Source organism: Acidisoma sp. S159 (assembly GCF_009766125.1).
GTDB lineage: Bacteria > Pseudomonadota > Alphaproteobacteria > Acetobacterales > Acetobacteraceae > Acidisoma.
The window spans coordinates 77,575-90,657 of the sequence record NZ_LMUG01000011.1 but is presented as its reverse complement, the minus strand read 5'-3'; the positions used below and the strand labels follow the sequence as shown (position 1 = coordinate 90,657).

Below are 13,083 nucleotides of genomic sequence, written 5' to 3'. Positions count from 1 at the left end.
AAGGATGTCGCCCGCGGCCTGGCCGTTCGTCACGATCATGGCTCGCAATACATGTCCGACACCTTCCAGACCGAGATGTGCTTCCTGGGCATTCAGAGCTCGCCAGCTTTCGTCCGTGCGCCGGAGGGAAATGGCTGCGCAGAGCGCTTCATCCGAACGCTCAAGGAAAACCTGCTCTGGATCCGGACCTTCGCCACCGTCGAAGAACTCCGGCTCGCCCTGCTCGCCTTCCGTCACATCTATAACACCACCTGGCTCATCCAGCGGCTCAATTACCAAACTCCCGCTCAAGTCAGGCAGCACCAGCTTTCAGCCGTCGCAATCGCCGCGTAGGCTGCCAATAGATGTCTCATCAACCGCGGGCGGTACATCTGCGCCTAGAGCAGAATCCTTTCATTCTGGCTCATAGGCTGCGGCGGTGAAGTAGTTGGCGCACTCGGCAGGAGAAGTTTGTTTGATTGCGCGTCCTCTTGTTTCCCGCAGTCCGTCGATCGTGCGTTCTGAGGCTTTGCGTAGGACGGCCTTGAGCGTGGGGAAGGCGAGAAGGCGTTTTCAATCGGATTGAAGTCGGGTGAGTAAGACAGCAGTCAAAGGAGGCTGGCGGCAGGAGCTTATGAGGGCTCCGCTCTGATGGTGCGCTTAAGTTATCGCGCGTGTGGACAGCGGACACAGTCGCATTTCCGGGTCCGTGAACTACACTCCAACGAGCAGAAGCCGACAATGTCTAATCAACGCTACCTTCATTTGTCGATCTTAGCCGAAACGGTGCGCGCTAAGTCCCCGACATTGAGAAGGCCATCGAGTTCCCGTGTGTGAAATTTGATGTCGTATTTCTGTTCCAACATCAGGATGATCTCGATCTGCTTGAAGCTATCCCATCCAGCAATATCCTTCGCCGTCAGCTCCGGCTTCAGCTCAAGGTCATCACGCATAAAAACGTCACGGAAGACGTCAGTCAACTGACTATAAAGTTCAGACTCTGTCATTCAGATATCCTCGCTGGTCGCTATGAATGTTTCAGCTGGCGCGAACGTGGCAAGATCGAGCACCGCTTCACTGCACCCGAATTTGTCACGATCCGTGATCACAAATCCAAGCTTTTCGTAATGATCTCCTACCATTCCATTATATTTTGTGGGCACGTATTTGCCAATCAGCCGCCGCGCACCGAGACGCTGTGCTTGACTGGCGACAAGGTTAAGAGTCGTGGCTTCGACTTGCCGCCCGAGTACACGACAGCTCATCAACCAGGTATCGATTATCAAGTGTCCAAGTCGACTTGCTTCATCGTGCCGCATTTTACCGATTACAACGCCAATTATTCCGTTATCGCCGAACCGATCGAGCAATCGCAGTTGCAAGCCGAAGGCACTCCTGTCCCGCATCAGGTCGACTATCTCCTCCTCGGTATAGCGTCGCGTCGTAAGATTGAATTGGTTGGTTTTGTTGATCAACTGCACTGTCCGCGAGAGTCCGATCTGGTCGAAGGGCCGCCAGCGGAGTTGCATTTTCAGGCTACGCAAGTATCCCGGCAAGTCCGTTGAGGAAGCACGCAACTCCGCCCGCGACCGATTTCCTTGATATTGACCCGTCCGCTCCCGGTCTTCGGAGGTAATGGCTAACCCCTCAAAGTAGCCCGCATCCGCGAGTATCTGCGCATATGAGGCTGGATCGTCGCCGATCTCTGGGACGGCGACCTGGGGAAGCTCCTGGCGAATCAAGCTGCGTTCGAACGGATTGTCATCGACAAAGACGAGGCTGCTGAGCGCGATATTTAGCTGTTCGGCAATGGACCGAATGTTGGCCGCCTTGTCCGACCAGTTCGCAACGAAGGCGGCGATGTCGCTACGTCTAAGTATCATGTCAGGATGACGCTCGAATGGCTCGAGCGCACTGGCCTCATTGTTCTTTGAACAAACTGCGAGAATTACACCGCGCCGTGCGAGCTCGCGCGCGTAATCCTGAAACGCAAGGAATGCCTCGCCGAGAGCACTACCCTGACCCAGCACGATTCCTTCCATGCCGTCATCACCAATCACGCCGCCCCAGAGTGTGTTATCAAGGTCGAGGACAAGACATTTATAGGAACGTCCTTGCCTGGCCGCGATCATCCGTCCAATAAGCTCGCCATACATGGGCGCGGCGAAAGGGGAGACTTCCTGCTTGGCACGAAGCCAGAGCCCGTGATCGTGCCAAGCCGCGAGACCGTCGCGAGCAGCTCGCTCATCAAGGGAAAGGATATCAATATGCGCTTCCTCCGCAATCGGACGGAGCTCAGCGTTGAATCGACGGATGAAGGTTGCCTTTGATCCGGGCAGGCGGTGCTCGTTCTGACCTAGCAATGAGGCGTGGACGGGCAAGGGCGCCTGCTGAATTACTGGGCAACGAAATGTTTCGTGCGCAAGCCGCCAGCATTCGCGTAAACGAGTCTGAATTTCCTCAAGAGCCGCGTCTGCCTCCTGCACGGTGAAGGCCGCGTTGACGCCCGCGGCAATGTGATGTGCATCTAATACGAATAGGATGAGGCTAGGTTTGAAGGTATTCAGCGGCGAGTCCGGGTCGGCAAGCTCCTGCCAGTACTGACCGTAGCCGGCTTCGTAGATGATTAAATGAATGTTACGGCGGAGCGCAGCGACCCGGATAGCGGCATGCAGGTGTGCAGTCGTGCAGGAGCCAAGGATGGCTAGCCGAATTTGCTTGGTGGCGAGGCCTTGAGGCGCAGTCTCACCAATGGTGTGCTGGACGACTTCGTCAAGCTGATTTGTCTTAAGGAAGTCTAGGCGACTGTTGGCAAGAGCGACGGCAGCGGCCCATACATCGTCTGCTTCGAGACAGGATCTGAGCCTTGACCGCCAATTCGGTACAGCTTCCAGCCAATATAGATCCGTCATTGAACTCATAGGTCCAGGAACATTCCCTTCAAACAGGCCTCACTGTGCGTTGCGACATATCTCACCCCTTCGTGCTCAATTATGGAGTTCTGCCGCGGAGTGGACAGTCGCTCGATCATCGATACCATGATCCACGTTGTCAGGAGAGGTGCCCTCCTCAGACGCTGTTTGCAGTCGGCAAGCTCAGGCGGTTCAGGCGCGTCGCCATGCGCTGCGTGAACCGACATCAGCTACTCAGCGACCAACAGTTTTGCATGCGGGCTTATGCTGATTAGATCTGTCCACACGACCTAGCGGCCAATAGACACCCTTTCAATTACTGGTGGTGATCCAAATCGGAGATGGCGATCGTTGTCCCGTCGTGAAGCCTAGTCATATCTGTACCGCCAACGAAATCATTTATCGCAACGGTCAGTTTTGGGTCGCTAGCATGATGGTAGGGTAGCTGCTCGCTGAGACCGCGGCTTTGTTTCGAAAGGAAGCCGTACAGGTCTCCGCTTGTTCCCGTGCTGCCGTGCACTAGCCTTGTAGAACTCCAGCCGCCAGTAAGCGTGCTATTTCCAAATGCTCCTTGGTAAGCTGGTGAATTGTGCGCTCCGCCGAACAGAGTTGCCCCGTTTTCTCCTCCGCTAACCGTCATCGCGCCGTACCCACCTATAAACGGGCTGCTAAACGGGTTGTGGCCCACCTCCTGTCCATGACCGCCTGTGAAGTTTGACGCGTGAGACCCGCCGCATATTGTAGTATCCGTCATCTTCTACCTCATCAGAAGACCTCAGTCGCGCCCTAGCACGGCCAACGCGGAGGGCCTTAAACTCTGGACATATTGGCTACAGGCAAACCGTTACTCAGCCCTCAACGAGGGTTTGGCTATCATTACTAGGTGCTCTACGTTTCCGCAGATTGGAGCCATCGGGTCACTTGATTCCGTGGCTCCGGCAAGATCAACAACCGAGTTTTTATCAATTACCTCGCCGTGTCGCCTGAGGCAACCTGTTTTGTTCCGAAATGTTAAATTTTATAAAATTCTTTTGATATGAGTGGTTCGTGTCCGAGCTCACTACCGCAAGAGTCTAATAAATTAAGACGGTGCCGATTATTTCACTCATGGGTCGAATTTGCACAGCATCAGGATGTTTAGCTGGAACGACCGCTGGAATCGCTTGTTTCGGTAGACGGCGGCCCGTTGGAACGTGCGCTCGTCCACCGGCGGATGCCGGCCATCTCGAGAGCTAGCTGTAGCAGGGGAGAACGAGCGTGTAGTAAAACTCATCAACAAGACCATCCAGTTCAACTCTAACCACGAAGGAGAAAGTAATGTCGGTAATGGAAGATAATAATTCATTCCGGTTCGACAGTGTCGATCTGGCCACACTTAACCTCTCGCTTCAAAACTTGCCGCTCCCGCTCATTCGCGATGCGCTTACACTTCAACCCGGGGGCCCTTTCGTTGATCTTGAACAACTCAGCTTTGGCACATGATGCCGTTGGGCTGTCCACCCCGAGGGATTAAAACCGTCTCGTGAATCCCCCACGAGTCACCCCTAAGATTCGGTAGAAGGCGGTCACAGCTTTTTACAGGGGTTTCTGAAGACGAGGTAGTGTTGGAGGCCTGGGGGGCTCTCACCACGGGACACGCTTTTTGCAGACAATGGGTCGTCGGGTCCGGCTGATCGCGCCGCAATATGTCAAGCCATTCCTGACACCTGAAACGCAGCAGAAACGAGCGCTGTAGCGCGACGATCAGGACCGGAAACGTGTTGCCTTCTGTGGTTGCCGTCCGTTGTGCAAAAAGTGAAAGCGGTCTTCTGTCAGGCCTTGAACGCGGCGTTGATATGGTGCCGATCCGCGAACCTCCATACGGGCCGCGGCAACTTACGGCCGCATCACGAGGCCGGACAGATGGCAGCACCCAACCACGCGTCAGAAGGCAAAAATCCTCTTGCTTCTCCGGGGGCGTCCACAGATGAGCCTAGCTCCATAATTTGGTCGGAGCATTCCACACACCGGAAATTTACGTCGATCGCATCATTTGAGGGTCAGAACTACGAGAAGCAATATCGGCGGGGCCTGACATCCTCCGGCAACGGAAGGCGGCATTTTGACGCACTCACCAAAAGTCTTCAACGACGTGTGTCTTTTTCGATAAGCCCTCATGTTGAAATAAGACATGACAGCTGAGGACGTACCCGGCCGGGACAGTTTCCGAGATCGAGATCATAATGACTATCAAGCAGCGTTTGTCATCAAGCTTGAGACCATTGAATTCGACCGACTCAACAATGTCGGCTGTGCCATTGAGGGGAGGGCAGCGGCGAAGCGGTTGCTGCGCGATTCAAGTTACAGAGAGCCGCTAGATAGCAATGCATTGCGCACCGCCTCCAACCAGCTATGTCCGAAAACTCGATCGGGTTCAAGGTGGGCACCCTCCGCCCACTCATTCCAGGCGTTAACAAACATTAGACGGTTGCTGCCCGTAAAGCGTTCTTTGCACTGCTCTATCTTCTTCTCACAGTAAAATTGAAACACCTCAGGCGAGCAAAGATCAAACGACGTTCCTAAAAGCGGTTGGCGAGCCGTGTTATCCCAAGACGGAAAGACGGAGGTATAGCTTGGCCAACTCGCGCGTTGCGTCAAAATAGCCTTGGCCACCGTCTCTTGATAGTTGTATCGAGTACCACTCCAGTCACTCTTGTAAACTTCTCTCTGATCCTTCATGGCCACGCCAATCCCTTGGGGAGGGAACTCTACTGACGCATCGAATCCTAGTTGCATTGGGTCGATTGACGCTTCGATGAATTCCATGCCCTCAACCAGAACGATTTGGAGTTCCCCGCCTCCGGCAGCTCGTGCAGCTGTTCGGATCTTTTCCAGCACGTTGTCCAGCCTCGGAATCAGCAGCGGGCGATAGATTAGGAACAACGCTTTTCCATCGACGCGGATATACCGAGGGTCGCTGATTATCCGCGAGACGCTGTCCGCAACAGAGTCGATCGTTTCGTCGTCATATTGCTGTTCCATTAGCATTCCGCGAACGCCGCCGTCCCATCTGCGGCTCCAATTTTCGTTTGCCCAGCATAGGCAGAACGGGAACTTAATATCAGGATTATCCAGGATCACCCTTAACGGGGTATCCAACAAAGCCTTGCCACCGAAGTTGTAGTAATACATGCAGAAGCCACCGAGCTCATAACGTTGCAGCAGGTGTGCCTGCTTCCGCAATGCGTCCGCGAGCCGCAGGTCATAGAATCCGAGGTCCGACGGAAGGTGCGGTTGGTAGTGGCCCTGATAGCTAGCCTGCGCCTTAGTAACGTTGGTCCACTCGGTGAACCCGGCGCCCCACCAACGATCGTTTTCCGGAATTGGATGAAACTGCGGCAGGTAGAAAGCAATCACACGAACTTCGTTCATGCGCGCGAGTCGCTCTCCCCAGAGCTCAACCAGCTTCTGCTGGTTCGTTCGGATCATGGAGACCTTCTTTCCATGATCCGAGAATGACATGCTAAGATGATGAACGACCGTTGCACTCGCGATATAGCGTACTGTGTATCCTCTCGATGAAAGATGGAGACAGAGGTCGACGTCTTCGCAATAGGCTGGCGCGAGGCGCTCTTCAAACAGATCGCCCCTCGCGAGGGAGCGACGGAACATGAGAGCCGCCCCTGACACGTAGTCAACGTCACGATCGTAGCTGTAACAAGGTTGAGCGGGATCTTCCGATACCCCTATCATGGTCGTACTTGCATCTCTGTTAACTATGCAGCCCGCCTCCTGAAGCCGACCGTTCGGGAAGAGTATCTTCGGCCCGACGGCGCCGACGAGGGGATTGCTGTCCAGAGCCATCACGAGCGCGTCCAGAGCGCCCTCGCAGATCTGAGCATCGTTGTTGAGAAGTAGGACATACTCCCCTCGAAGTGACCTAAACGCCGCGTTGCAATTCCTTAGAAAGTTTAGAGTCTTCGGTTGACGAATATATACGAGTCCGGCCACGGAGCGAAGTCGCTGAACCTCCGGATCGGGAGAGCAATCGTCTGCAACCACGATCTCGAAACTGCAAGTTGACTTTGAAATAGCGATCGACAGGAGGCACTCCAGTGTAAGTTTGAGGTTATCGTAGCACGGAATAAGGATGGATACTTTCGGGTCTTGTGGGCAAACAAACGAGAGGTCCTCGAGCGCCTCTCGTACATCGGATATTACAACCGGCCTAACATCGTGCTCAGAAACAGCGGCAAGTCGAGCTTGCTTGCGTTTGGTGATCGTGGACTCGGCTTCGCGGTAACGTTCGCGACCTAGCTTCGGATCCAGCTCGCAACTCGTGAAGTTATTTTGTGGAGCAGCTGCCGCCGGGACATCAAAACGTCGACTTCCAACGGGGCGCCTGCCTTCGGCGCGACCCCATCCAATGAAGTGCATGAGCGGCGGAAATTTTGCCTCAGCGACGTCCGGATTGTTCCTTAAGTAGTAATCTGAGTCAAACATTTGACTAGGGAACCGCGCCTGTCGATCACCGACGACGACGAAGTGCAAGTAGGCGTCACGAATGTTGCCGGGCACATCTCGATATCGCTCGATATAAAAGTCTGCATCGAAGTATTCATTGGGAACAACCGCGGCCTTACTCTCTTGCTCGATGAAGTCACGAAGAGGCCCATTGGGCGCCAATCTGGCGCTAGGTCGTTTTTCGAAGTAGTAGTTGATGTCGAAGTACGGTGAGGGTGGGATCAAGTCTACTTCCAAACCTTTAACGAGGCACTCGAGCGCACCATCAGGCGAGAGAAGATTGGGATGGTGGCGAAGCATGTGAGTGAGCGAGACGAGGGGGTGTGGCGAGAGCTTGCGATAGATTCCTTGGGTGCAGAAATGCCAAAAGGGGTCAATGTCCGACTCGGCGAGACCGGGAACTTGGCTGATGTACCAGGGAACGTCGAAGTATGGTGACAGCGTAGCCCTACTACGCGCGGGCAGGCGCATATACACGGCTGCGAGCTCAGAATGCTGGTGGCGCCGCAGGCCGAAATTGCGAAAGAGCACTCGATCATCCACAAACGCGAGATCCAGGAGGGCGCGTATGCTGAAACTCGTGCCGGGAGTACCTTGGGTGGAAGCACTAGTCTGCCTTGGCAGATCTATTGGTCGAGGCGTCTTTTTTGTCCTAGTGGCCACTTGGCACATCCCAATACATGAAGGGCAACCTAAACCCCTCATGCAGACCCACTACATCGGCCGTAGTCGACCCGCCGAGAATTTAAGCCTCCGTTGACTTCAATGCCGAAATGAGTTGGCGTACCGCGCCGGAAATGTCGCCCCGGGGCAATCGGCCTTCTTTACGACCTGTGACAAAATAATGCTGCGTGGGTGTATCGACTAGACCAGCTTTTATGCCCTCGAGCACGTCAGGATATCGCTCCAAATACCAAGTCTCGTCCACCGGATAGGCCTGAGCTCGCGATCCCGGCCGCCTCTCGAAATAGCCCTCTGTAGTGAAGTGTGTACGAAGATCGGAAATGGCACCGCGCGCTACCGCGTCGCGCAAATCCTGGTTACGCTCTCGGTAGGTGACCTCATCGAAACCAGTGCCGGCTGCGGCTAACCCAATAAGGGATCGTAAGACGTCGAGGCTGACCAGCACCTTTCGCGATCCTCTGAACTCGTCCAGAGAAACGCCAACATGATCAGAGAAATCGTCGGGCGTCGGGAAGAATCCGTTCGCTACGCCCGGTCCTTCCGACTCAGTCGTCTCGGAAAGCTGGAGTGACATCTTTTTCATTAGCGACTCACCAAAAACTCGCTAGCGCATCAACGAGTTGTGTTATCTTAGTCGAAGATAGTTTCCGTTGAGCATGCTGTCCACTAATCCATTGTGACGAACCGACATGCACCCTCCACTCAAAGAGGAAGCGACGAATTAACGGCAACTCCTGATTGCGTGCAAAGGAGCCCAGCGCGCGAGAGGTTGTTCGCGCCAGTATAGGTTGTGTTCTTCTCTGGCAGGGAGAGTGTGCGACGTGCCGTCAACTTGCTAAGCAGCGATTGGCCTGGCGCTCGATTGGCATGCATGGAGTTGCCCCCGTTAAACCGGACACGAGGCAGGTTGCGATTGGCTGCGGATGAACTCACGAGGTGAGCGCATGCGCAAGCCGCTATGTGGATGATGTTCGTTGTAATCGTTGATCCAGGTCGGCAGCTGTTGCAAAACAGTCAAAGCATCCGGACGAGGTTGGATGCGGGCGTAGTCGCGCTTGAGGGTCTTCACGAAGGCCTCGCTGACCCCGTTGCTTTCCGGGCTGCGAACCGGTGTGAAGCATGGCACCAGGGCCAGCGCAGCGGCGAATTCTAGCGTCTCACGGGCGACATAGGCGGAGCCGTTATCCGCCAACCATTGAACGGGTGCGGTGCCCGCAGGGCGTTGAATCGCCGTTCGACACAGGCCAGCATGAGGTCGCGCACCATCTCGCCGCTGACGCCGCCGGTGCTGGCCTGCCAGGCGATGATTTCTCGGTCGCAGGTGTCGATGGCGAACACGAGGCGGACGATTTCGCCATTCCAGCAACTGATTTCCAAGCCGTCGGACGACCAGCGCTGATTGGACGCCAGGGCAATGACGCGGCCCTCATGGGCCCGGATTGGTCGATGACCGACATGCGGTTGGAGCAGCAGCTGGCCCTGCGCCATGAGGCGGAAGACACGTTTGTGGTTGATGGGCTCGGCGCCGGATGCTTGACGTGCCCGGTTCAGGAGCGCTGTGATCCGCCGGTAGCCGTAAGTTGGGCGTGCATCCGTCAGCTGGCGGATGGCAGCCAACAGTTCGTCGTCGCCTCGCCGTTGATAGCGGCCGCGGGGTTTGGGGCTGCCAGAAAGCTGCCTGACGAGATTAGACCGGGCGACGCCGAGCGTGTCGGCCACAACCTTCACCGGGAAGTGCCGCGTGGCGGCGACGGCAACTGCCAGACGGGCTTTTTTTCCCGAGCGGCGGCGAGCGCTTCCTTGAGGATCTCGACTTCCATGGTTTTACGGCCGAGCATGCGTTCCAGTTCACGGACGCGTAGTTCGAGATCGCGAGCTTTACTGGCTGCAACGACATCTTCATCGGCTTTGACGGCGACCTGACCGCCTTGGGACATGAGTTGCCTCCACTTGAACAGCAGGCTTGGCGAGACGCCGTGCAGGCGGGCGACGGCTGATACCGTCATCCCAGGCTGCATGGTGGCATCGACCAAGGTGAGCTTCTCATTGGCAGTATAACGGCGGCGGCGCTCGTGTCCGGTGATGATTTCAACGCGTGTGGTGTCATTGGGCATAGGCGCATGCCTAGGCGTAAGCCTAGGTCCTCATGGTTGCGCCAGGTGTCCGGTCGAAATGGGGGCCGCTCCAATGCACGAGCAGACGGTGAGCTTCGTAGCCGGGAAATTCACCCTCTCGGTCGGTCGGCGGCGTCCGTCGCGTCTGCAGGCAGCCGTCGAGTTTCGAGCAGAGGGTGATGAGGGTTCTCCAAAACGTTATAAAGCATTGGGTTAGGAGAGACCCTAAATGCCGACGACGCGGTTCTCCTTCGCGCGAACGCGCCTTGTTTTAGGGCGGTGGAGTCTCGTTCTATAGGAACTTAAAAGACCCCAGGATTCACGAATGTCCATTCGTCTATCGAGGAGCGGACCGCCGCTCTTAAGACGGGTGTCCGGGAACATTGGGAGTAAGTCCGATTTCTGCCTTGCCACAGGACGCGGAACATTCAATAGAGAAGTGTAGCAATGGAGACCTAGGCCACCAGACATTCACGGAGCCTTCCTTCGATCTCGTGATATGCAAGGCGTGTTCGAACTTCTGTCTGCGTCCAAGCATATCCGACTTGCACATTCTTGCGGCAAGCTCATGTTACGTGGGGAACGCTCGCTTCCCACTAGTGTCAAGAGTCTTGCGGATTAACTCAGCCCTGGCTGTCGTCTTGTTAACCGCGAGACCCGCTTAGCGCGGTCGTGCCCTTTGGGAGGGTGACATTATGAATGTGGTGGTCGCTGGTCATCCCTTTTCGTCAAGCGGAATGGGCGAACAGGTCCGTGCGGGGCTACGTGCGCTGAGGGCGGTCGGCGTGCCGGCTCTTTGGTACGACATCTTCCGCTACGCTGCCAGGACTGATCCCGACATGAGGGCCCTTCTCGCCGGTACAGAGGCTCAAACGTTGACCGGGAGCGACATCAGAGTCTTTCATATAAATGGTGACGAGGTTGAGCGAGTGCTGTCGCACCTGGCAGATAAGGGCGAGTCGTTTTCGGAGGGTTACAATATCATCGTGCCCGCCTGGGAGCTTCCGACTTATCCGGCCGTGTGGCGCGACGGTCTGGCTAAATTCGACGAGATTTGGGCCATCTCATCCTTTGTCCAGCAATCTCTTGAAGCTTCCGGATTACTAGCACATCACGTCGGACAGTCGGTCGAGTCCGACTTCAAGACCTTTCTTCCCAGGCGCTTTTTTGGAATAAGAGAGTCTTCGTATACGGTATTGAACCTATTCGATATGGGTTCTTATGTGCACCGGAAGAATCCTTGGGCAGTAGTCGAGCTGTTTAAGAGGCTTTCCTCGCTTCGGCCACTTGACGACATACAGCTGATAATAAAGGCGAGGTTAGGAGATGGCGACGCTAACGACTTGGCACGCGAGATCTCTGACGAAGTTCCTGGCGGAACGATTGTTCTAGCGGAGAGCCTCGAGAGTTTCGCAGCACGAAGTCTCATCCAATCCAGTGACTGCTTCGCCTCCCTTCATAGATCCGAGGGATTTGGCAGAGGTATGGCTGAGGCAATGATGGCCGACCGCCTGGCTTTGGCGACGGGATGGTCTGGCAACTGCGATTACATGTCGGACGAGAATTCACTATGCGTACGCTATTCTCTTAAAGAAGTAGAAGAAGGTCAGTATCCGCAGTGGCGGGGGCAACATTGGGCCGAACCGGATTTGGACCACGCCCTTTATCTAATGCTAAGGGCGATAGATGATCCCATCTGGGCCCGTCAGTTGCGCCGCTTGGGACGGCGGACCGTCGAGAACGTCGCGAACGACCGGCCCACCGGCTTGAGAATGCTCAAACGATTAGATGTGATCCGCAATACGCAAGACTTCTAGAAGGGGGATAGGCTCGCTTATAGCGAAGGGGGAAACGGGGATGAGAATTGGGCCCGCGCAAGTGCCGGTCAGTGGCGGGAACGTCATTAACCCGGTTGCGGCCTTCGAGCGAAGCCTGAACCAGGTGTTCGCCTGAGAAGGGGTGACCGTCTCGCAGTATGAAGGGTTACGAGAGTTGTGCTGGATGACCTGGCGCAGAACCTCATGCATAAGAGATCGGGCGTAGACGAGCTTATCAGTCACGTAGGCCTCGATGTACGGGTAGGGGTAGGAGGGGGGCAGTAACGGAGGGCGCCAAGTCGGCGCCGCGCGGCGGCACTTGTACTTGCGGCTTTCCTGGCGTATGCCGCGCTGGAGGAGTAAGTTCGAGGCCCGCGTTCGCATCCTGGCTACATCAACTGGGAGCGGTTCCAGGCTAACTCAAGCTGCTCGAAGCCAATGGCGTTAGTTATGAAACCGCGCGCAACTCGCCGTCGCGCGAGGGCTCGGCGTTGTTGCAGGCGCGGGCCGTGTGTGGCCGTTTGGTGCGCATTTGAAGGTCCATTACGGCGCTCGGCGCGGCCATTAAACACTTGGTATGTCCGCAACCGCGCGTAAGCTCCCCGGGGAACCGCGTTGCCAAACGATCGCTGGTTGGCTCGTCGAAGAGATGATCGGCCAACTGAACGCCGCGGAAATGATGCCGACTGCCGTCGAGTTGCCGCTGGAGATGAGGAGAGAAATCGAAGCTCGCTGTGATGAGGCGGACCGGCTCCGGCTCCGTGCTGGTGAAGTGCTCGCATCGATGCCGAGTTTGCACAGCGTCGGTTCATGCTGGTTGATGCCGTCAATCGCTTCGTCGCCGATACACTAGAACGCGAATGGAACGACAAGTTGCGCATCCTGGCCGGTGCGCAGGGGGATAGAACGCGCAGTTTACCAATTTGCGCGTGATCTACCTCATCAAACCGTATGGTCTGCGCTCCCGCTACGATCGGCTGCGGGATCGGGGCATGCTGACTAAGGCGGAGGTGGCATCAAAATTCGACATCAGTGAAGGCACGTTGGCCAGGTGGGCGAAATACGGCCTTATCA

The 13,083-nt window shown here is 55.9% G+C and carries 6 protein-coding genes and 2 pseudogenes; 2 read left to right on the top strand and 6 right to left on the bottom strand.

The features are described 5' to 3' along the window. A partial coding sequence (locus GSQ92_RS06460) for an integrase core domain-containing protein (protein ID WP_159013189.1) occupies positions 1-333 on the top strand: 333 nt, incomplete at its 5' end. Between the two features lie 60 nt (positions 334-393). Here the strand turns inward: GSQ92_RS06460 and GSQ92_RS30805 are convergent. The 6 genes and pseudogenes from GSQ92_RS30805 to GSQ92_RS06435 all read right to left on the bottom strand — a co-directional run. Continuing rightward, a pseudogene (locus tag GSQ92_RS30805) lies at positions 394-578 on the bottom strand (IS630 family transposase); the annotation flags it as partial. A 162-nt stretch (positions 579-740) separates the two neighbouring features. Continuing rightward, the gene (locus tag GSQ92_RS06455; RefSeq protein WP_159013175.1) at positions 741-986 is read right to left on the bottom strand and encodes an acyl carrier protein; all 246 of its coding nucleotides are present in this window, start codon (positions 984-986) and stop codon (positions 741-743) included. Beyond that, positions 987-2,891, bottom strand: coding sequence for an HAD family hydrolase (locus tag GSQ92_RS06450; protein WP_159013174.1), 1,905 nt, complete (start codon positions 2,889-2,891; stop codon positions 987-989). It abuts the gene before it with no gap. A gap of 2,340 nt (positions 2,892-5,231) precedes the next feature. Then, positions 5,232-7,937 carry a glycoside hydrolase family 99-like domain-containing protein gene (locus GSQ92_RS06445; RefSeq protein WP_159013173.1) on the bottom strand — a complete coding sequence of 902 codons (2,706 nt, stop codon included), beginning with the start codon at positions 7,935-7,937 and terminating at the stop codon, positions 5,232-5,234. A 202-nt stretch (positions 7,938-8,139) separates the two neighbouring features. Continuing rightward, positions 8,140-8,661, bottom strand: a complete 522-nt coding sequence (locus GSQ92_RS06440; protein ID WP_159013172.1) for a hypothetical protein — start codon at positions 8,659-8,661, stop codon at positions 8,140-8,142. A gap of 303 nt (positions 8,662-8,964) precedes the next feature. Then, a pseudogene (locus GSQ92_RS06435) lies at positions 8,965-10,192 on the bottom strand (IS3 family transposase). Between the two features lie 695 nt (positions 10,193-10,887). On the opposite strand from GSQ92_RS06435, the gene GSQ92_RS06430 reads away from it, so the two are divergent. Continuing rightward, a complete protein-coding gene (locus GSQ92_RS06430) occupies positions 10,888-12,009 on the top strand; it encodes a glycosyltransferase (protein ID WP_159013171.1) in 1,122 nt (373 codons plus the stop codon). Positions 12,010-13,083: the final 1,074 nt, after the last annotated feature.